The sequence below is a fragment of the Pelagicoccus sp. SDUM812005 genome (genome assembly GCF_031127875.1).
In the GTDB taxonomy this organism is placed as follows: domain Bacteria; phylum Verrucomicrobiota; class Verrucomicrobiia; order Opitutales; family Opitutaceae; genus Pelagicoccus.
The window spans coordinates 60,253-81,143 of the sequence record NZ_JARXIA010000001.1; the positions used below are offsets into that span (position 1 = coordinate 60,253).

16 protein-coding genes are annotated in these 20,891 nt (G+C 60.3%); 6 read left to right on the forward strand and 10 right to left on the reverse strand.

All coding sequences use genetic code 11. The features are described from left to right. Window positions 1–21: 21 nt before the first annotated feature. Window positions 22–411 carry a hypothetical protein gene (locus QEH57_RS00225; protein WP_309004646.1) on the forward strand — a complete coding sequence of 130 codons (390 nt, stop codon included), beginning with the start codon at window positions 22–24 and terminating at the stop codon, window positions 409–411. Window positions 412–423: 12 nt separating this feature from the next. On the opposite strand, the gene malQ is transcribed toward QEH57_RS00225, so the two are convergent. The 3 genes from malQ to QEH57_RS00240 all read right to left on the reverse strand — a co-directional run bounded on the left by malQ (window position 424) and on the right by QEH57_RS00240 (window position 4,065). After that, the gene (gene malQ, locus QEH57_RS00230) at window positions 424–1,974 is read right to left on the reverse strand and encodes a 4-alpha-glucanotransferase (RefSeq protein ID WP_309004647.1); all 1,551 of its coding nucleotides are present in this window, start codon (window positions 1,972–1,974) and stop codon (window positions 424–426) included. 412 nt (window positions 1,975–2,386) lie between these two features. Continuing rightward, a complete protein-coding gene (locus QEH57_RS00235) occupies window positions 2,387–3,427 on the reverse strand; it encodes an A/G-specific adenine glycosylase (protein WP_309004648.1) in 1,041 nt (346 codons plus the stop codon). Window positions 3,428–3,486: 59 nt separating this feature from the next. Continuing rightward, entirely contained in the window at window positions 3,487–4,065 is a 579-nt protein-coding gene (locus QEH57_RS00240; protein WP_309004649.1) for a lipocalin family protein, read from the reverse strand. Window positions 4,066–4,176: 111 nt separating this feature from the next. Between QEH57_RS00240 and rnhC the strand changes: the two genes are divergently transcribed. Together rnhC and QEH57_RS00250 are read left to right on the forward strand one after the other, a co-directional pair. Then, entirely contained in the window at window positions 4,177–5,181 is a 1,005-nt protein-coding gene (gene rnhC, locus QEH57_RS00245; RefSeq protein WP_309004650.1) for a ribonuclease HIII, read from the forward strand. Window positions 5,182–5,233: 52 nt separating this feature from the next. Further along, window positions 5,234–5,986: a ribonuclease HII gene (locus QEH57_RS00250; protein ID WP_309004651.1), complete on the forward strand. Its 753-nt coding sequence runs from the start codon at window positions 5,234–5,236 to the stop codon at window positions 5,984–5,986. Window positions 5,987–6,079: 93 nt separating this feature from the next. Here QEH57_RS00250 and QEH57_RS00255 read toward each other — a convergent pair whose 3' ends face one another. Genes QEH57_RS00255 through QEH57_RS00275 form a run of 5 tightly spaced genes read right to left on the reverse strand, consistent with a single transcriptional unit; the run spans window position 6,080 to window position 12,187 of the window. Further along, entirely contained in the window at window positions 6,080–7,339 is a 1,260-nt protein-coding gene (locus tag QEH57_RS00255) for an ABC transporter permease (protein ID WP_309004652.1), read from the reverse strand. After that, on the reverse strand, window positions 7,332–8,615 hold the full coding sequence (locus tag QEH57_RS00260; protein ID WP_309004653.1) for an ABC transporter permease: 1,284 nt from the start codon (window positions 8,613–8,615) through the stop codon (window positions 7,332–7,334). The genes QEH57_RS00255 and QEH57_RS00260 overlap by 8 nt, the downstream gene beginning before the upstream one ends. A gap of 15 nt (window positions 8,616–8,630) precedes the next feature. Further along, window positions 8,631–9,326 carry an ABC transporter ATP-binding protein gene (locus tag QEH57_RS00265; protein WP_309004654.1) on the reverse strand — a complete coding sequence of 232 codons (696 nt, stop codon included), beginning with the start codon at window positions 9,324–9,326 and terminating at the stop codon, window positions 8,631–8,633. Next, complete coding sequence (locus QEH57_RS00270) at window positions 9,323–10,618, reverse strand: efflux RND transporter periplasmic adaptor subunit (RefSeq protein ID WP_309004655.1); 1,296 nt, start codon at window positions 10,616–10,618, stop codon at window positions 9,323–9,325. Before QEH57_RS00270 ends, QEH57_RS00265 begins: the two co-directional genes overlap by 4 nt. Before the next feature lie 36 nt (window positions 10,619–10,654). Then, window positions 10,655–12,187 carry a TolC family protein gene (locus QEH57_RS00275; RefSeq protein ID WP_309004656.1) on the reverse strand — a complete coding sequence of 511 codons (1,533 nt, stop codon included), beginning with the start codon at window positions 12,185–12,187 and terminating at the stop codon, window positions 10,655–10,657. 221 nt (window positions 12,188–12,408) lie between these two features. On the opposite strand from QEH57_RS00275, the gene QEH57_RS00280 reads away from it, so the two are divergent. Then, window positions 12,409–12,999 (forward strand): VPDSG-CTERM sorting domain-containing protein, encoded by a 591-nt coding sequence (locus tag QEH57_RS00280; RefSeq protein WP_309004657.1) that lies wholly within the window; start codon window positions 12,409–12,411, stop codon window positions 12,997–12,999. Between the two features lie 151 nt (window positions 13,000–13,150). Here QEH57_RS00280 and QEH57_RS00285 read toward each other — a convergent pair whose 3' ends face one another. Both QEH57_RS00285 and QEH57_RS00290 read right to left on the reverse strand, forming a co-directional pair. Further along, window positions 13,151–15,295 (reverse strand): alpha-glucuronidase family glycosyl hydrolase, encoded by a 2,145-nt coding sequence (locus QEH57_RS00285; protein WP_309004658.1) that lies wholly within the window; start codon window positions 15,293–15,295, stop codon window positions 13,151–13,153. A gap of 14 nt (window positions 15,296–15,309) precedes the next feature. Next, on the reverse strand, window positions 15,310–16,803 hold the full coding sequence (locus tag QEH57_RS00290) for an MFS transporter (protein WP_309004659.1): 1,494 nt from the start codon (window positions 16,801–16,803) through the stop codon (window positions 15,310–15,312). 295 nt (window positions 16,804–17,098) lie between these two features. Here QEH57_RS00290 and QEH57_RS00295 point away from each other — a divergent pair, with 295 nt between their 5' ends. Together QEH57_RS00295 and QEH57_RS00300 are read left to right on the forward strand one after the other, a co-directional pair. Continuing rightward, window positions 17,099–19,594 (forward strand): glycogen/starch/alpha-glucan phosphorylase, encoded by a 2,496-nt coding sequence (locus tag QEH57_RS00295; protein WP_309004660.1) that lies wholly within the window; start codon window positions 17,099–17,101, stop codon window positions 19,592–19,594. 184 nt (window positions 19,595–19,778) lie between these two features. Next, window positions 19,779–20,891, forward strand: coding sequence for a hypothetical protein (locus QEH57_RS00300; protein WP_309004661.1), 1,113 nt, complete (start codon window positions 19,779–19,781; stop codon window positions 20,889–20,891).

Here is a 20,891-nt window from a genome sequence, read left to right on the forward strand (position 1 = left end):
ATCATCTACGCTTTCACTTGCATGGCTTTGCACACTTATTATTCCGAGAAACGCTTGCTGCGGGTGAGTTGGGGGGACCGTTTGGATATCGAAGCCCTGCGCATGCATTTCGAGTTGTTGAAGGCCAACACGCGCTATGACCGGGACTTGCGGGTGATTTCCTCGACGGATGTGGAAGAAATCGCGATTCCGCTCACTCGGGAAAACATGCTTAAGATCAAGGAATGGCGGGAGGAGGCACTGGTTGAGTACCGATCGATCCGCAGCGCGATCTACAATTTGAAGCCAGTCCCTTCGGCCTACCTAAACTACTTCAGCGAGTTCTTCGATTCGAAGAAATCCCATCTGCGCCAGTTTTCCACGGAAGGGGCTGCCCTTTCGTGGTTGATGAGCGAGGATAAGGCCATCTAGCCGGGGTACCGCCTAGATGGTGTTCACGGCTTTGTCGCCTTCGCGGAAGCTGTCCTTGGCTTCCTCGCGCAGGTAGGCGGCGGTGTCGCCGCGCAGCGCTTGCAGTTGCTCGGGACGGTAGCGCCAGGTCCAGTTGCCCACGGCTTCGCCCGGAGTGTTGAAGCGGGCTTCGGAGCCGAGGCTCATGAGGTCCTGCAGGGGAACGATGACCAATTTGGATACGCTCTTGTAGGCGGTTCGCAGGAGGTCCCAGCCGATCTCGCTCCCGTCGACGCGGAGGTAGCGGCGCACGTGGTCGCGCTCCAGTTCGGTGGCTTCCGCGTACCAGCCGAGGGAGGTGTTGTTGTCGTGCGTTCCCGGATACAGGACCGAGTTGGATTGAAGGTTGTGCGGGAGGTAGAAGTTGTCGGCTTCGCCGCCGAAAGCGAATTGGAGGATGGCCATGCCGGGAAGGCCTGTATCGCGGCGGAGGATACGGACGTCGTCGGTAAGGTCGCCAAGGTCCTCGGCGATGAGCTTGCAGTTCTTGATCTTCTTCTTGATGGACTTGAAGAACTCGAGGCCGGGGCCTTTTTTCCACTGGCCGGTGCGGGCCGTTTCGGAGCCGGCGGGGATGCTCCAGTAGGAGTCGAAGCCGCGGAAATGGTCGATGCGCACGACGTCGTAGAGCTCGAAGCAGCGCCTGAGGCGCTTGATCCACCAGGAGTTTCCGTCCTTGGCGAGGGCGTCCCAGTCGTAGAGCGGATTGCCCCAGAGCTGTCCGTCGGCGGAGAAGTAGTCGGGCGGGCAACCGGCCACGGCGATGGGGCGGTAGGTTTGCGGATCGAGCTGGAAGTACTCTGGGTTTTGCCAGACGTCGGCGCTGTCGAGGGCCACGAAGATGGGAATGTCGCCAATGACTTCCACGCCGCGTTCGTTGGCGTGGGCGCGAACGGCTTGCCACTGGCCTTCGAAGAGGTACTGGAAGAACATTTCGGCGTCGATCTTGCGGGCGAGTTCCTTGCGCAGCGGATTGCTCTGGGCGTCGGCGAAGGAACGCAGCTCGGCGGGCCAATCGTACCAAGGCTGGCCGTTGAAGTGGGCCTTGAGGGCTTGGAAGTAGGCGTAGGGCTCCAGCCAGTCGGCGTGCTTTTTCTTGAAGGCGGTGAAGGCTCCGTAGGGACGGATCTTCTTGTCGCCTTGCACGAAAGTCTCGTAGACGGCGTCGAGCACAGGCCACTTGGCGTTGAAGAGTCCTCCGTAGTCGACGAAGCCGTTGGGGAGGGACTTGAGCTCTTCGAGGATTTCGCGGTCGATCAGGTTCTTGGCCTCGAGGGCGTTGAGCGAAATGAGGTAGGGGTTGCCCGCGAAGGAGGAGAAGGACTGGTAGGGGGAGTCGCCGAAGCCGGTGGGGCCGAGCGGGCAGATTTGCCAGTACTTGAAGCCGGCTTCTTCGAGGAAGTCCAGGAAGCGGTAGCAATGTTCGTTGAGGGTGCCGATGCCGTATTCGCCGGGAAGGGAAGTTGGGTGGAGGAGAACTCCAGCTGCGCGGTGGTCGAGCCAGTTGAAAAGCGGGTCTTTCACGATAGGTGATGGTTAGTTGGTGAGCGGGAAGTAAGCGCCCGCCCTAGCGGAATCACAAGCTTCCTAGGAAGGCCGTTCGAAGATTTTTCGGCGGCGTAACCTTGTGGAGGCGAGTTGCATGAGCCAGGGCGCTGAATGTGGAGACCGTAGCTTATACCATGCCCCCTAGGTGTTCAAAGGAGGCAAATTTTCTTCAGCCCGTTCGCGGCGGATCCGATTAAGGAGGTGATCAGACTCAAGGAGTTAACGAAGTAAAAAACGGAATACCGATACTTAATAAAACGGAATTTCCACGAGTCGATTCAGCAAGCCGGCGCTCTCATCGCGAGATGCCGGTTTGTCGCGTTTTTGGGGGAGGGAAGGCGCGTGTTACGAGGGGGTCCGTGGCAGAAAATGGAGAGCTTGTCTCAGCCTAATGACCGCTAGCTTCGACCAGTTCGGTGACCCAGCGGCGGTGGGGGCCGGAGAAGGGGAGTCTTTGCAATGCTGCGGGGGCGACCCAGACGTGGTGCTCGGGCAGTTTGGAGGGAAGCTTGCCGGGCGGCAGGGCGTGGATGCGTTCCGTGATGCGGTACTTGGTGATGCCGCGCTTGCGGGTCAGGGTGGGTTTGCCTTTGGGGACGGGGATGCCGAGTTGGGCGAGGTCCGGCAGTTCGTGCAGGCCTTTCATGCGCTTGGCGTCGGCGGGAATCTTGTGCAGCAGGATGCCGTGCTCGCTTTGGATCCATGCTCGGTTGACGGTGACTTCCTTGAACTTCGTTTTAGCGAGGCGCGGCAGGGTTTCGGCGATTCCGAGGGCTTGGGCTTGGCAATGGCTTTGCACGGGGCAGAGCAGGCAGGTGGGCGACTGCTTGTGGCAAACGGTGGCGCCCAGCTCCATCATGGCTTGGTTGTGGTCGCCCGGGCGCTCGAGATTGAGCAGCTCCTGCACGAGTCCGCGGTAGGACTTGGCTGCGTCGGTGGAGGTCTTGTAGTCGGATTCGTCGGCGGTGAGGCGGGCCAGGATGCGTACAACGTTACCGTCGACCACGGCGGAGGGATCGGAGAAAGAGATGCTGCAGATGGCGGCGGCCGCGTAGGGGCCGACGCCGGGGAACTTGAGCCAGCTTTTGGCGTCGGTGGGGAGCTGGCCTGGGGGGATGGCGGCGACTTCGCGGGCCAGCTTGTGCAGGTTGCGGGCCCGGGAGTAGTAGCCGAGGCCTTCCCAGCTTTTGAGGACCTGCTCTTCGCTGGCGGCGGCGAGGCTGGCGAAATCAGGATAGGCCTCCAGCCAGGCGGCGAAGTAGGGCAGAACGGTTTTCACCTGGGTCTGCTGTAGCATGAATTCGGATACTACGGTCTTGTAGGTGGACGGTTCGCGGCGCCAAGGCAGGTCGCGGGCGTTCGCGTCGTACCAGGCGATCAAGGCTTCGCGGAAGGCTGCGGCGTTTCTGGAAAGGGGCTCGGAAGGCATGGAGGTCGCACTCTGGGCGAGGCGATTCGCTTCGGCTAGCTTTTTTGGGAAAACGGGCTTCAGCGCTGCTGGAGGCTTGGGTGCACGGTCTCGTGCTCGACCCAAATCAGCGAGTCGGTATCGAAGCCTGCCGCTTCCGCTTTGCGGAGCAGGGCGTCGATGGTGCTTGGGGGGAGTTGGGGCGTGCGGGCGAGGATCCAGAGGTAGCTATGGTTGTCGCCGCTCACGAGGGCGTACTGGTAGCCTTCGTGGTCGAGGGCGAAGACGTGGTAGCCTGCGTAGAAGGGCCAAAAGAAGGTGACCTTGAGGCTGCCCACCTCGGGGTCGCCGATTTTCTTGCCGGTGCCGTCGACCTCGTCCCATTCCTGGTTCTTGGCGTCCCAGCCGCGATTGTAGACGCGGATATTGCCGTCGTCCTTGAGGGTGTACTCGGCGGTGACGCTTTCCAGCCCGCGCTCGAAGCGGTTGTCGGTGCGGGCGATTTCGTACCAGAGGCCTAGGTAGCGCTGCAGGTCGAAGTTTTCGACGGGCTCGACTCCTTCCGGGGGCGTCTTCGCCGCGAGGGAGGGAGAGCCCAGGAGGCAGGCGAACAAGAGGAGGAGGCCGATGGGTGTCTTCGCTGTGGGGTCGTTGGGCATTATGGAAGAGACGGGCGGCGCGGGGCGTCGATTTCGCGACGGCGAATCTAGGGTGTTTTTTGATTTTCAAAGCTCGCCTGCTCTGCCTTGCTGTTGCGAAGTAAATTATTGATGGCCAGAGGCAAAAAGAAAGCAGTCGTCGATCCCGACGAGCCCAAGAAGAAAACGATGTACACCCACAAGCTCTCTCAGGAGCAGCTGGACAAGCTCCAGCATATCCTCGAGATGAAGATGTGGGAGCCTTACGAGGTCGAGTACGCCCAGTTCGGATTCAAGGGGAACAAGGTCAACGTGGTCGGCTACAAGAGTGGCAAGCTGGTGGTGCAGGGCAAGGATACCGAGGATTTCATCATCAACACCTTGGAGCCGGAGGTGCTGGGCGAGGCCCGCTTCGGCTACGACGAAGTGTACCATCCGGAGTGGTTCGAGTCGCACGCGGGCATGGACGAAAGCGGCAAGGGGGACTTGTTCGGCCCAGTCGTGACGGCCTGCGTCATCGCGGACAAGGTTCACATCGACCAATGGGTCAAAGCTGGCATTCGCGATTCCAAGACCATCACCGATGGGCGTATCCTAAAGTTGGATAAGATCATTCGCGAGACCAAGGGGGTCTCGGTGGAAACCTGCTTTTGCGGGATGACCAAGTACAACGAGCTGATGGGCAAGCCTCGGGCGAACCTCAATCTCCTGCTCGCCTGGCAGCATGCCAAGTCCTTGACGGCGGCTTTGGCGAAGAAGCGGGTGCCTTGGGGAATGTTGGACCAGTTCAGCAAGCAGAACTTGGTGGGCCGCTATTTCAAGGATCCGAAGTTCGACCTGCGCATGCAGACCAAGGCGGAAGCGGACCCGGTGGTGGCGGCAGCCTCGGTGGTGGCCCGCGCCGAGTACGTTCGCTACATGGATGGCTTGTCCAAGAAATTTGGCGACACGCTTGCCAAGGGCGCCAGCGCCAAGGTGAAGGCTCAGGCCACGGAGATTTTGCACAAGTTTGGGCCGGAGCGTTTGGGCGAGTTTGCGAAGCTGCACTTCAAGACTTCCTACCAGGTGGTGGAAGCGGCGGGCATGCTCGATCGCTTGCCGTTGAAGAAGCCGAAGGAGACAGTTTTTAAGCGGTAGTGGCAGTTTGGGTACAGTCTAGCTTCGTGGGAAAAGTCGGGGAGGCGCGAGGATGAAGTCGCACCGCCTGAGAGCCTACGATCGCCGCTTGCTGAAGAAGAAGGCCGGCTTGATCGGCGTGGACGAAGCGGGACGCGGAGCCTTGGCAGGTCCGGTAGTAGCGGCCGCGGTGGCGGCTCGCTCGGAGTTTTACGACAGCGAGTGGTGCAAGCGCAACGCGTCGAGCATCAACGACTCCAAGCTGCTTAGCTTGGAGCAACGCGAGGACTTGTATGCCAAGCTTCGCTGGCTGGAGCGGGAAGGCCGCATCTACATCGGGGTGGGGCGCGGCAGCGTGAGCGAGATCGAGGACCACAATATCCTAGGAGCCACCCAGATCGCCATGAAGCGAGCGGTGGAGGAAACCTTGGAAGCGGGGAACATCTCTCCGCACGAACCGGATCCGCTCTTCGATCAACTTTCGGACGAGGCCCAGCCGGAGACCCTTTCGAGGTGGAAGATCCTAGTGGACGGCAAGCCGATGAAGAACCTTGGCTATCCGCATCAAGCGGTGGTGAAGGGCGACTCCACGGCGCTCTGTATCGCGATGGCCTCCATCATCGCCAAGGTGACCCGGGACCGGATCATGATGGCCTTGGATTGCGAGTACCCGCACTACGACTTGGCTTCCTCCAAGGGCTACGCCACGGTGCTGCACCGCACCGCGATCCTGGACAACGGACCGACGAAGATCCACCGTCCGCTCTTCTTGCGCAAGCTGCTCGAGGAGCCCAGCGAAGAGTGCCAGGAAGAGTTTGGCTTTTGAGGAAGCGTAGCGCGGTGCTTCAGCCCGCGTCCCCGGCGAATGGATCCTGCACTGCTGACGCTGGCTAAAGCTCAGCGCTACGTTTTGGCGAATCTACTCGTGCCTTAGCGACTCCACGGGGTGGAGGTTGGCGGCGCGCAGGGCGGGCACGAAACCGAAGCCGATTCCGATGAGGGAGCAAACGCCGACGGCGGCTCCGATCCAGAACCAGGGGATGATCATGGTCGCGTTGAATTGGGTGGCGATGATGTTGCCGACGAGGATGCCGACGCCGATGCCGATGGCGGCGCCGACCTCGGACAGGAAAACCGCTTCCAACAGGAATTGGGCGAGGATGCTTTTCTTGCGAGCGCCGAGGGATTTGCGCACGCCGATCTCGCGGGTGCGTTCCGTTACGGAAACCAGCATGATATTCATAATTCCAATACCGGCACAGACGAGGGCGATGCCGCTGATCATGAGTCCTCCGATTCCTACGATGACGGCGATTTCAGCGAAGGCGGCTTGCAGGGCCTCGTTGGAAGTGATCTCGAAATCGTTCTCCTGCTCGGGTTGCAGGCCGCGAGCCATGCGCATTTTTCCGATGACCAGGTCCTCGACGTCCTCCAGCTTGTCGACGGAGTCGGCCTGGATGGCGATCTCCATGCTGCGGCGTCGATGCCAATTGTTTTCCACGAACTTGGAGTGGGGAATGAGGGCGATACCGTCCATGGATTGGCCGAAGATTTCTCCGCGCTCTTCGAGCACGCCGATCACGATGTAGCGTTCGCCATCGAGATTGATCTGCTTTTCGATGGGGTCTTCGTGGATGAAGAGCTCGTCGAGGATCTCACGTCCGATGACGACGACAGGGCGGTTGAACTCGATATCGGCGGGCGTGATGTTGCGGCCGAAGGCGAGCTCGTACTTGTTGGTGATGAGAAAGTTCTCGTTTGTACCGATGATACGGATACGCGGCTGGGTACGGGCGTCCTTGTAGCTGGCTCTCTCGTTGCCGTCGCTCGCCGAAAGGGTGGTGGGGATTCCGAGCAGGTCCATCTCCTGCTTGAACTGCTCGGCTTGGCGCGGGGTGATCGGGTCGCGGCCACGGGTGCGGCGGCGCGGTCCGGGGGTGAGCTGGATAGCGGGATCCTTGGTTATTTGCAGCACGTTGGCGCCGAAGACGTTCAGGCTGGTATCGATGCTGTGGCGGACTGCTGAGAGGGCGGTCATGACGCCGACCACGGAAAATACTCCGATGGCTACGCCCATGATGGTGAGGAAAGAGCGTAGCTTGTTGGCTCCGAGCGATGCGAACGACTGTTCGATCAGGTCGGAGAGCAGCATCGACTTTCTCTTCGGTTTCTTACTCATGGCGCAGTGCGTTGGCAGGTTCCAAGCGAGAAGCCATCAGAGCCGGGACGAAGCCGGAGAGGATGCCGGTAGTGACGGAAAGGGAAACGGCTAGGATCATCAGCTCGATCGAGAAGCTGGCCGGAAAGTTGGGGAAGTAGTGGTCGAGGATCGCTTTGGATATGAAGGCGAGCAAGAGGCCCACGAGTCCGCCGAGAAGGCAGATCGAGACGGCTTCCATGAGGAATTGGGTGAGGATGGAGCTACGGCGGGCGCCGATGGCGCGGCGGGTGCCGATCTCCTTGGTGCGTTCCTTTACGCTGACGAAGGTGATGTTCATGATGCCGATGGCGCCAACGAAAAGGGCGAGGCCGGTAATGACGAAACCGGCGATGGCGATGCCGGCTTTGACGGGGCCGATGGTGTCCTCCACGGCGTCGGAGGCATTGACTTCGAAATCGTTTTCTTCGCCGGGAAGCAGCCCGCGCACGCGCCGCATGGCGCCAATGATTTCGTCGCGCGCTTCGTCTCGGTCGGTCTCCGGGCGCTTTACGATGCGAATGGAGGTACCGTTCCACCGTCGTCCGCCGACGAAGAACTTTTGAGCAGTCGGCAGCGGGATGATGGCTTGGTTGTCGAAGCTTTGCAGGCCAAGGAAGGCTCCTTGTTCTTCGAGGGTGCCGATTACGGTAAATTGGATGTTCGCGATTTTTACTCGTTTGCCGAGCACGCTTCCGGTCTCATCCGGGAAAAGGGCCTTCACGACGCCGGAGCCGAGAATCGCAACGTTCTGCCCGCTGGATTCCTCGGTCGGGGTAAAGAAGCGCCCTTCGGAAAGGTCGGCTGTGCTGATGTATCCAAAATCTGCGGTGGTGGCGGTGAACTGTATGTTGGAGGCAGAGCGATCCTCGTGGGAAATGCTGCGTCGAAAGCCCAATGTCGGCACGGCCATCAGGAGTCCGGAATTGGGTGTGTTGTCGATGATTGCGTTAAGCTCGTCCGCGTATCGAGTTTCGAAGTTCGGGCGGCGAATATAGGTGCGCCAATCGTCGCCTACATCTTTCCAAGGGAATTTTTCGATGTAGAAATGGTCGTCGCCCAGCATGCTGAGACTGTTCTTGAATCCCGTATCCAGCCCGTTCATACCGACGCCGATTAGGATGACGGCCCAGACTCCGATGATGACGCCAAGGGCGGTGAGCAGGGAACGCATCTTATGCTGCGAAAGCTGTTCGCCAGCGATGCGGGCGGACTCTTCGAGGTCGTTGACCAGTCGTCTTGCGCGTGAACGTTTCAAGTGAGGGCGAAAAGGTTAGGGGCGAGTTATGGCGGCGTCGCTTTCAACGACCCCGTCGCGCAGGCGAACGAGGCGGCGGGCGTGTTGGGCGATGTCTTCCTCGTGCGTTACGAGGATGATGGTATTGCCTTTTGAATACAGGCCTTCGAAGAGCTCCATAATCTCGTCGCCGGTTTTCGAGTCGAGGTTTCCGGTTGGCTCGTCGGCGAGGATGATGGAGGGCTCGGTGACGAGGGCGCGGGCGATGGCGACGCGCTGGCGTTGTCCGCCGGAGAGTTCGTTGGGGCGGTGCTCGACGCGGTTGCCGAGGCCGACTTGGTCGAGGGCGTGGCGGGCGCGCTCGGCTCGATCCTTCTTGGGGATGCCGGCGTAGACGAGCGGGAGCTCGACGTTGCGCAGGATGGTGGCGCGGGGGAGGAGGTTGAAGGATTGGAAGACGAAGCCGATGCGGCGGTTGCGGATGTCGGCCAGGTCGTCGTCGCCCATCTTGGCAACGTCTTCTCCGCCGAAGTAGTACTGGCCTTCCGAGGGTGTATCCAGGCAGCCGAGCATATTCATGAGAGTGGACTTGCCGCTGCCGGAGGGGCCCATGATGGCGACGTAGTCGTTCTCGTAGATTTTCAGGTCGACGCCGTCGAGGGCGTGGACCTTGGCCTTGCCGAGATCGTAGATCTTTTTGACCCCGGTGATCTGGATGATTGTTTCGCTCACTTGGAAGGCTTCTTGGATTTGTCGTCCTTTTTCTTTTCGGCGATCTTGACGATCTTGCCGTGCTCGAGCTCGCGGGTGAGCACGCGGTAGCCGCCGGTGACGATTTGCTGTCCTTCCTCGATGCCGGATTTTATCTCGATGGAGCGGTTGTCGGCGAGGCCGGTTTTGACGCGGACGAGGGAGACGGTGTTGTCGTCGTTGTAGAGGAAGACCACGCGCTCGAGGTTGTCGCGGTTGCGAGAGTTGCCGTTCGCGGCCTCGGAGGCCTTGCGTTTGTCGGAGTCGCCTTCGCCATCGGTCTTTTCGCCGAGTTGCCTTGCGACTTCGTCCTTGGAGCGGACGGTGACGGCTTGTAGTGGGATTTTGACGACGTCCTTTACGGTTTGGGTCTTGATGTCGGCAGTGGCGGTCATGCCGGGACGAATTTTGGCGCTGGGATCTAGGAGGCGGACCTTGACTTGGAAGGTGGTGAGCTGGTCGCTTGAGTTTTCGCCTCCGGAGGCGGAGTTGGCGATCTCGGTGACCTCGCCGTTGTACTCTTCGTTGGGGAGGGCTTCGATTTCGATGGTAGCGGGATCCCCGATTTTGACTTGCACGATATCGGACTCGCTCACGTCGACGCGGATTTCCATTTGGGAGAGGTCGGCCACCCGCATGATCTCGGTGCCCTCGAACTGTCCGGTGCCGACGACGCGGTCGCCGAGTTCGGAACTGAGCGAGGTGATGGTGCCGCTGATGGGGGAGAAGGTGGTCGCCTTGGCGAGGGAGTCGCGGGCTTCCTTGAGCTGCATCTCCTGTTGCTCGATGCGGGAGAGGGTGGCTTGGTAGGAGGCTTGGCTGATTTCGAGGTTGGTCTCGGCTTCGTCGAGTTGTTCGCGGGTGGCGAAGCCTTTTTCGAAGAGGTTGCGCTGGCGTTTGAGGTCGAGCTCGGCTTGCAGCATGCGAGCCTTCGACTCGAGAGAGTTGGACTTGTTGGCTCGCAGGGCGGCCTCTTGCTGGAGCACTTGGGCTTCGAGGCGGTCTGGGTTGACGCTTACGAGCACGTCGCCCTTTTCCACGAGTTGGCCGTCCTTTACGGGGAGTTCGACTATTTCTCCGGCGACTTCCGAGGAAATGGTGACTTCGGTTTCCGGATACACTTTTCCGGTAGCGGTTACGAGGCTGGTGATGTCGCCCCGTTTTGCCTTTTCGACGGTCACTTCAGTGGTTTGGTCGCCCTTCTTGAACTTGCTGGCTCCGGCGAAACCGAGGCCGATGATGACGAGGGCTGTTATCCAATAACGTTTTTTCATGGGAAAGAGGATTGGGTAGTGGGAAATGGGATACGGTTACTGCGAGTTGGGTAGAGTGTCGTTCCACTCGATACCGTGGCGGTCGAGGAGACTGCCTTCGACGCGGGCGAGCGTGATTTCGGCTTCGATGCTGGCGAGTTGGGCGTCGAGGAGGGCGAGCTTCGCTTGGTCGAGGTCGCGTTGGATTTCGAGAAGGGTGCGGAAGGTCGAGAGGCCTTCTTCGTACTTGCTGGTCTCCTGTTCGTAGGTGGCTTCTTGGAGGGCGACGACGAGTTCGGCGGCGGAGAGTTGCTGGCGGGAGGCTTCGAGGTCTCGCCAGGCGGAGCGGACGGAGCGCAGCAGGTCTTGCTTGATGGTGGCGAGGCGGAGTTCCTCCTGGTCGATGCGGTAGAGGGTTTGGCGGAGGTTTGATTTGGCGGCTCGGGAGCCCCAAGGGAGGTTGAAGCTGAGGCGGAGTCCCCAGTCGTCGCCGCGGCGGTCGAAGGCTTCGCTGAAGGCGTCGCGCCCGCTTTCGGGCGAAAGTCCGTTGTAGGAGCTAGAGAGGCTGAGGTCGACCTGGGGGCGCTCGTTGTTTCGGGCGAGGATGCGGTCTTGTTCCAGTTGCTCGAGCACTTCCTCTTGGATGTCGGAGTCGAAGTTTCGCTCGATGGCGCGGTCGAGGGTGGCTTGGAAAGGGGGGAGCGTTCCTTGGGAGACGGGAAGCTGGGAAACGGCGAGTTGGGGGCTAAGCTCGATGGTTTCGTCGAGGATGCCCATGGTGGCGAAGAGGGTGTCGGTCGCTTCGCGGATGGCTTGCTCAGCCCGGATGATTTGCTCCTGGCGTTGGGCGAGGTTGGCCTCGGCTTGCAGGGTTTCGAGCTGGGTGGCGAGTCCGAGGTTTTCGCGTTCGCGGGCTTCTTCCAGCAGCTTATGGGAGAGCTCCAAGTTGGATTGGCGCAGATCGCGTCGCTGGTAGGCGTCGGAGAGGCGCCAGTAGGCGGTCTCGATTTGCTGGAGCAGGTCGAGCACGGTGTTGCGGGTGCGCAGGTCGGCGACGCGGGCTTGGGAAGCGGCGCGGCGGATGGGGGCGAGGTTCACGTCGCGGCCGAAGTCGCGGAGCAGGGGTTGGGTGAGTTCGAGGGAGAGGGAGGCGCGTTCGCTGAGGGAGCCTCCGACGAGCTGGCCGAGCTCGGAGTTGAAGCTGGATCCGTTGCTGCGGGATTGGCTGGCGCTGGCGGTGATTTGGGCGCCGGTTTTGACTTTTTTGGTGACGCCGACTTCGTAGGAGCGGGAGTCGGAGGTGGTTTGGCGGGTGGCTCCGTTGGAGTCTTCCCAGTCGAGGTCGCTCTGGCTGAGGTTGGCTCGGGAAAAGACGGAGGGATCGAAGCCGGCTTCCTGGGCGGTGACGGCTTCCGCGGCGATCTCGGGGGCGAGGGTCTGGATGCGCAGGCCTAGGTTTTTCTCGAGGGCCACGTCGATGGCCGAGCGGAGAGAGAGCTCCGAGCTAGGCGCCCGGTCGGCGGATTGGGAAAAGGACAAGGGAGCGGCTAGCGCGAAGGCTAGCCCGAGGATGGCAAGGTTGGGTTTCACGGAAGGATCGAAAGGGTACGAAGGGCGAACGAGTAACGATACACGACGATTTCTGCTTGGTTGCCTAAAGTCTACTGGTTAATGGCGGATCTCTAGCTATTGGGCGGGGATGGCAAAATTTTCTGGTCGGACAGTCAAATTTTTTGAGGGATAGGGTGGATTTGGAGGTATTTATAGGGGCCAGCTCTCAACCTTGTTTCGCTGCGGTCGATTCCTCAGGCATGAACTGCACCTCCTTTTGTTCCTCCCGCGTTCGTGCTTGGCTGGCGCTCGCCGCTTTCGCTTCGCTCGCGAGCATCGCCAACGCGATCAGCATGGCCTTCGTCCTGGACAACGCCACCGCAACCCTCGACGACGTCAATCCGCAGAGCGACTTCTATAAGTTAGACGAGCCGAGCACGGAAAGCGGTTCGGCGACCGGCCTCTTCGACTTCTTTATTGGGGTCGATGACAACTTGAGGGAATACGTGCAATTGACTTGGGCGGGCAATCCCAAGCCGTTTCTGACATCGGTGGGGCTCAAGGCGGGCGGTCGTGGATCGGCGGCTGGCGGTTTGTTTGCGATGCTTTGGGATGCCAGCGATTTGCTCGCTTTCAACAATTCGAGCAGTTACGACGCGCTCCGGATCTACCAGGACGGAATCGTGCACAAGAACAATGCCAACAACTATCTCGGCATCTCGCATATCACGGTCGACGGCGAACCGGGGGACGATTACCTGAAGGTTCCCGATTCTGGCTCCGCGCTCGCCCTCCTGGCGATGGGCTTGGCGGGGATCTTCTATTTAAAGAGGCGCATGCGGAAGGACTAGGCTCCGCGATCCCCTAAACTTTTCAAAAGCCGTTCCTCGAGGGAGGAGCGGCTTTTTGCGTTGGAGGCGCGGAAGGGTGCAAAGTTCATCGGCGAGGTGGCGAAGCGCTACCTTTCGTGGCTTTGCGTCGATCGGCGGGATGCGGCTTTGTTTACCATTGTTCGCCGGGATGGCCCGGCACGTGGTAGAGCTCGAAGTTTTTGTAGTAGTCGAGCGAATACTCGGGCGCTTCGACGCCTTCCGGAAAGGGACGCTGGGCGAAGGTGTGGAAGTAGGCGAGGCAGGCGTCCTTGTAGAACTTCGCGTCTTCGAGCTGGCGCCTGAGCAAGGCGGTGACTCGGGCGTGGCGTTGGGCGTCGACGGCTCCTTGGAGGCTGCTCCATTGATCCAGCATCTCGTCGACGCGGTCCACGCCGCTTTGGTAGGTGAGGCAGAGCTCGTTCCAGAGGGTGTTGCCGGACTTCATCTGGAAGTCCCAGTCGAGGTGGTGGAACCAGAGCAGGTACTTGTCTTCGATGGACTGCGGGGATCCCCATTTTTCTACGACTTCCGGGGCGTATTGGCCGAGGGCGTTCGATCCGCTAACGGTGCGGTCGAAGCCGATGCCGCGCTCGGAGGCGTTGTGGTAGTAGGTGGAGGTCCAGTCCGGGCGGCCTTGGTCGTGCCAAGGGCCGGGGCCGTAATGATGGCCTGGATACATGATGTGGTGCAATCCCAGCGGCATGGAGTAGTCGACCACCGTTTGGTGGGAGCCGAGTAGGATTTTCGTAATGGTGGCGACCGTGTTCGGGTCGTTGCCGAAGCTTAGACGGGTCCACTCGTCGGCGATATCCTCGGAGCTCAGCTCGTGATCCCAGGCGAGGCGTCCGAAGGCGTACCAATTGGCAGCTCCCATGGGGTGCCCGGTCCAGTTGCGTTCGTTGCCGATGTTGGCGACTCCGGCGATGGCGGTGAGGTTGTGGCCGAAGACGGAGCCGTCCACGATCTTGGCGACGGTGGAGCCGGGGCCTGTTGCGAAGGTATCGGACTCGAGGGTTTCTTCCCACATGGGGGCGAGGTAGGCCAGATGGATGTCGCCGCCCAGGTATTCCTGGGTGATCTGCAGCTCGAGGGTGTGCGGCGTTTCCGGAGTGGCTCCGAAGAGCGGGTGGAAGGGCTCGCGGGGCATGAAGTCGATGGCTCCGTTTTTGGTCTGGATGGAAACGTTTGGCTCGAAGCGGCCGTCCAGGGCGGTGAACTCGGTGTAGGCTTGCTTGTGGCGATCCTCCTTGACCTCGAAGTCGTAGACGAAGGCCCGCCACATGACGATGCCGTCGTGCGGCGCGAGGGCCCGGGCGAGGAGGTTGGCGCCGTCGGCATGGTCGCGGCCGTAGGCTTGGGGGCCGGGCTGTCCTTCGGAGTTGGCCTTGACCAAGAAGCCTCCGAAGTCGGGCACGTAGGTGTAGATCTCGTCGATCTTGTCGCTCCACCATTTGATGACGGCTGGATCGAGCGGGTCAGCGGTCTCGAGGCCTCCGATCTCGACCGGGGCGCTGAAGCGAGCTGTCAGGTAAACTTGGATACCGTAGGGGCGGAAGGTGTCGGCGAGGGCGGCGACTTTCTCCAGGAACTGGGGACGCAGTACGGTGGCGTTGGAGTTGACGTTGGTGAGTACGGTCCCGTTGATCCCAATGGAAGCGCAGGCGCGGGCGTAGTCGTGGTAGTAGGGCTCGACGTAGTAGGGGAGGTCGAACCAGTTGAAGATGGAGGCCCCTGCCATGGAGCGCTCGACGGTGCGAGTGAGGTTGTCCCAATGGTTGAGCAGGCGATGGTCGATCTTGGGCGTCGACGTGAGCGGGACGTTATCGAGGGAGCCTGCCGATTGCAGGTGTCTTAGAAAAGCGAATACGCCGTAGAGAAGGCCTTGGTCGGTGTTGGCGGCGATTACGAGGTTCTTGCCGCTTTGGGCGAGCTGGAAGCCTTCGCTGCCAAGTTCGGAAAGATCGAGACCTAGCTTGGCGATATGGGCGGACTGAGGGGTGCCGACAAGAAGCTTGGGGGCGGAGCGGGAGCGCTTGTTTCCGAGCAAGCCCGAGAGTCCGCGCTCGAGCTCGTCGAGGGCGATTTGGGCGGTGTCGCTGGTGGCGTCGGCCACGATGGGGCCGATGGCGTTTCGGTAGGCCTTGGCGAGGGCTTCGTTTGCCACCGGCTCGTAGCGGAGCCAGAGACGGTAGCCGTCTTCCGCGAGCAGGTTTGCGGCGGAGCCGGCGAGGGCTACGGCGAGGGAGAGAGCGAGTAAAGGGCGTGGAATACGCATGGTACGAGCGGGGGTTAGGCGTCGAGGCTGCTGTGGCGTTGCTTGAGTTCGTCCTCCATGGTGAGGGCCACTTTTTTGGTGATTGGGTAGAAGAGCATGAAAAGTACTCCAACTCCGAAGAATCCGCCAGAGTAGAAGCCGAGAAGCTTGCGCATCCCGAGCTGTACTTCCGGGTCGCTCGCGGTTTCGGGCGAGTATCCGTACATCGCCAGCAGCCAGCCTGCGAGCGCTCCGCCGATGCCGAGTCCGGCTTTGAGAGCGAAGACCATTCCGGCGAAGACGAATCCGGTCGAGCGGCGGCCTTGTTTCCATTCCCCGTAGTCGGCGGTGTCGGCGATCATGGCCCAAAGCAGCGGGATGGTGGGACCGTAGGACATGCTGGTCAGCAGGGTCAGGAGGAGGATCATGGAGATGTCCTCGGGACCGACGAAGAAGTAGAGCGACTGGAAGAGGGCGGCGAGGCTGAGGCCAACGGTGAAGACGAGCTTCTTGCCGAAGACGCGGGCCAGCGGCTTAGCAGCGAGCACTCCTAGGATGCTGACCAGGCTGCCGATCATGTTGAAGAGGCTGAAGCCGACGGAAGTGGGGTCGCCGTCGGGCTTGATGATGAGACCGAAGAGGTCGAGTATCCAAAATCCAATACCTTGGTTTTGCAGGATCTCCGGAGTGGCGACGAGGCCTAGGCTGTCGATGAAAGCCCGCAGAGCGTCGGGGGAGAGATAGTATTTGGCGTGCACGTAGCCGGCGTTGCCGCGCAGGGCGAGGGTGATGAACACGAAGAGCGTCATGCCGAACATGGCGAGCCAGGGGCGGTTCTTGAGGATGTCGCGGAAGTCTTGCTTGAGGTCGGGCTTTTGGCCTTTGGGAGGCTGTACGCGTTCCTTGACGCTGAAGAAGGAGATGACGAAGAAGACGATGGAGGTGAGGGCCATGATGCCGATGGTCATGGACCAGCCTTTGGCGGCGTCGCCGTCGCCGAACTTGTCTACCAGCGGCAGGGTGAAGCCTTGCACGAAGAAGGCGGCGACCATGGCGGCGAAGAAGCGGTAGCTGGAGACGCTGGTGCGCTCGATGCCGTCGCTGGTCATGACGCCGTTGAGGGCGGAGTAGGGCACGTTGTTCATGGTGTAGGCCATCATCAGCACGGTGTAGGTGATGGCGGCGTACCAGAGCCGGCCGCTGTCGCTCATGCCCTCGGGCACGGTGAAGGCGACCCAGAAGAGCAGGGCGAAGGGGATGGCGGACCAGAGCAGCCAAGGGCGGAACTTGCCCCAGCGGGTGTTGGTTCGGTCCGCGATGTAGCCCATGATGGGGTCGGTGATGGCGTCGCTGAAGCGGACCAGCAGGAGCATGGTTCCCATGGCCGCGGCGCTGATGCCCATCACGTCGACGTAGAAGGCGGTCGGGAAGACGATGAACATCTGGAATACGAAGTTCGCGGAGGCGTCTCCAAGGCTGTAGCCAGCTTTCTCGCGAAAGCTGAGCTTAGTTGAGGCGTTGCTACTCATGGGCTTACAGGGGTGGTGAAGGGTGCGGTCGGGGTCGACGTATGAACAGTCCTAGCTTTCTAGGCTTTGTGAGGAACATTGTTGTTAGCCCTTAGCCGGTGAAAGCTGAAACTCGCTGCCCTCCTAGCTAAGGGCGGTCTTTCTATATGGCAATCTGGTGACAAAAGAATCGGCGCGGCGTTTGCTACGGCGGATCTGCCCCTCTGGGTGGCAATATTTCCTATTTTGCCTTTGTGTAATTCCCGAGAACGGTCCTAGAAGGACGCTTTCATTATCAACCACTTTTGAATTGAAAATGAGTACTGTTGCAAAAAAGAAGACGGCTTCCAAGAAGGCCGCAAAAAAATCCGCAGCTTCCGCCTCAGGCGACATGAAGCAAGCGATCCTCGACCACCTCAAGTACACGCTTGGACACAATCCGTCCGCAGCGACGAAACGCGACTGGTGGACTTGTATTTCCCTGGCCGTGCGCGACCGGATCGTGGACAACATGATCCAGACGCAGCAAACCCATTTCGAGCAAAACGTCCGTCGCTGCTACTACCTCTCCATGGAGTACCTGATGGGCCGCATGCTGGTGAACAACATGTACAGCGCCGGCGTTTACGACGAAGCTCGAACTGCGGTAGGGGAGCTCGGAATCGAATGGGATGCGATCGTGGAGGAGGAGCTCGACATGGGACTGGGCAACGGCGGTCTCGGTCGCTTGGCTGCCTGTTTCCTCGACTCGCTCGCGACCTTGGACCTGCCGGCGGTAGGTTACGGGATCTACTACGAGTTCGGACTCTTCAAGCAGGCCTTCCAGAACGGTCACCAGATCGAGAAGCCCGACAGCTGGAAGATGTTCGGCACTCCTTGGGATATCGTCCGTCCGGAGTATACGCAGACGCTTAAGGTCTACGGCCGGGTAGAGACGCAGTTCGACGAGAAGGGCGATCCGCGTCCTGTCTGGGTGGATACAAAAACGATCCAGGGTGTTCCGTACGACATTCCGATCGCGGGTTACGATACCAAAACCGTGAACTTCCTGCGCCTCTGGTCTTCGCGTTCCTCGGAGGAATTCGACTTGGACGAGTTCAACAAGGGCGACTACGTGGAAGCCATTCGCGAAAAGGCGATCGGCGAAACGATTTCGAAGGTCTTGTATCCAAACGACAAGACAGAGAACGGCAAGGAGCTGCGCCTGGTGCAGCAGTACTTCTTCGTTTCCTGTTCCTTGCACGACATCATCCGCCGCTATTTCAAGAACAACGAGAGCTGGGACAAGTTCGCCGACAAGGTAGCGATCCAGCTCAACGACACGCACCCGGCGATCGGGGTGGCGGAGCTCATGCGAATCCTCGTCGACGAGCACCAGCTCACTTGGGAAAAGGCTTGGGAGATCAGCACCAAGACCTTCGCCTATACCAACCACACCTTGCTTCCCGAAGCGCTGGAGAAGTGGAGCGTCCCGTTGTTCGAAAAGGTCCTGCCGCGTCACCTCGAGATCATCTTCGAGATCAATCGCCGCCTGATGCTGACTATCGAGGACCGTTGGCCGGGCGACAACTGGATGAAGCGCGACCTTTCCCTCATCGAGGAAGGCCATCCCAAGATGGTGCGCATGGCTCACCTGGCCGTGGTGGGAAGCCATACGGTCAACGGTGTTGCTGCAATTCACTCAGAATTGCTCAAAACAGTGCTTTTCCCGAGCTTCAGCGCTTTGTATCCAAATAAATTCACCAACATGACGAACGGCATCACGCCGCGTCGTTGGTTGCTGGCTTGCAATCCCAAGCTTTCCAAGCTGATCGACAGCAAGAAGATCCCGTCGGACTGGCCCAAGAACTTGGACGCCCTGCGCGGACTCGAGAAGTACGCCGACGATGCGGACTTCCAGGACTCGTATATGAAAATCAAATACGAGAACAAGGTCGAGCTCGCGAAGACGATCAAGGAGCTTTGCGACGTGGAGGTCGATCCCAACGCCTTGTTCGACGTGCAGATCAAGCGTCTGCACGAGTACAAGCGCCAGCACCTCAACCTGCTGCACATCCTTACGCTCTACCGCCGCTTGCTGCACAACCCGGACTTGGACATCGCTCCACGCGTCTTCATCTTCGGCGCCAAGGCGGCTCCCGGCTACTACCTCGCCAAGACTATCATCAAGGCGATCAACTCGGTCGGGAAGGTCATCAACTCCGACGAGCGCATCAAGGGTAAGCTCAAGGTGGTGTTCCTGCCGAACTACCGCGTTTCCCTCGCCGCCAAGATCATCCCCGCCGCCGACCTGTCCGAGCAGATTTCCACGGCGGGCAAGGAAGCCTCCGGTACCGGCAACATGAAGCTGGCCCTCAACGGAGCGCTGACCATCGGCACCCTCGACGGGGCCAACATCGAGATCGGCGAGGAAGTCGGAGACGACAACATCTTCATCTTCGGCATGAACGTCGACGAGGTGCAGGCCCTCGATGTAAAGGGCTACGACCCGTACTCATTCTACCATGCGGACGAGGAGCTCAAGGCGGTCGTGGACTGGGTCGGATCCAGCTACTTCACGCCGGACGAGCCGGAGGTGCTGCGAGCCGTGCGGGACAGCATGCTCGATGGAGGGGATCCCTTCAAGGCGCTGGCCGACTACCGCTCCTATGTCGATTGCCAGGAGCGAGTGGACGAGGCCTTCAAGGACAAGAAGCGTTGGGCGCGTATGGCGATCTTGAATACCGCTCGCGTGGGCAAGTTCTCCACCGACCGCACCATCGGCCAGTACGCTTCCGAAATCTGGAATCTGCCGCCGGTCGAAGTGAAGTAGTCCAGATTGCGCGTTAGACTTTCGAGCCGCCCCATTTCCCGGGGCGGCTTTTTTGTCGATACGCTGCGGCTGCGGCTCCGGGCCTTGTAAAAGGAGGCTTGGCATGCAAGGGGATCTTCGCATCGTTCCCTCCTTTAGTTACGTAAGCCGACCTCGCGTCGCGGACCGCCCCATAATTGACTGTATGAACTTACAAAAACGCATTTTGGCCAGCATTGGCCTCGCCTCGCTTTTCATCGCTAGCGCCCTGCACGGGCAGGACCGGCCGGTCATCGCCCAGCAGCTCGACGGCTTTAAGACGCCGACCGCCGCGGTTTTCAGTCCGGATGGCCGTTACCTGTTCGTGGTAAACCATGCCCAGGGCGAGTCCGGTACCCTGAGGAGTCAGAGCTACATCAGCAAGCTGGCCGTCGACGGGGAAGGGGAGGTCAGCGTGAACAACATGCGTTTCATCAAGAACTTGACCGCGCCGATCGACCTCGACTTTTCGCCGGTGCGTTTCGGAAACATCCCCAAGGGGGCGATTTTCTTGGCGGTAGGCACTCCGCTGGTGCAGGACGAGGCGGGGCGCGCCATGCGCGATTTGGGTAGGGTCATGGTAGGGATCGTGGTCCTCGACCCCAACACCGGCCGCGAGATCAAGTCCATCGATATCGGGCCGAACAGCCGGCTCAACTTGAAGGACGAGCTTTCGCTCCTGTCGCCTTCCAGCATTTGCTTCGACGACAAGGGGAACCTCTACATCGGCGAATCCGGCGTCGGCGGCCATATGTTCGACAAGAAGCAGGTCGGCCGTCCAGGGATCTGGCGCATCGACGCGGAGGAGGTGGAAGCCTTGCTCATGGAGCGTTCGCCCAAGAAGGCGGAGCTGATCCGCACCACCAGCCTGCCGACCGACATGACCTTCCGCAATCGGGAGAACATGCTCTACTTTGTGACAAACCACACGCAAGGACGCCCCAGCGGATCCGTTTTCCGCATCAGTTCCGGCCAGTACCAAGGCATTTCCTCGATGCAGACGATCGTGCGGGACTTGAGCGCCTTGACGGGGATCCAGGTTATGCCGAAGGGGCGGGTGCTCCTGGCCGGCAACTCCGGCGAGCTGATGTTCCCAAAAGGCAGGAAGGATACGCGTCCCTTGCGCTTCCGCCCGCGGCACGAGTTTTCCTCTCCCGGCAAGATCGCCCTGCTGGAGCTTAAGAACGGGAGCATCCTGATCGCGGTGCCGGAGCAAAGCAGCGAGGAAGCGGGCGGTCGTGGCCAGCGGGTCAGTATCGTGAAGCTTCCTGCGGAGTAG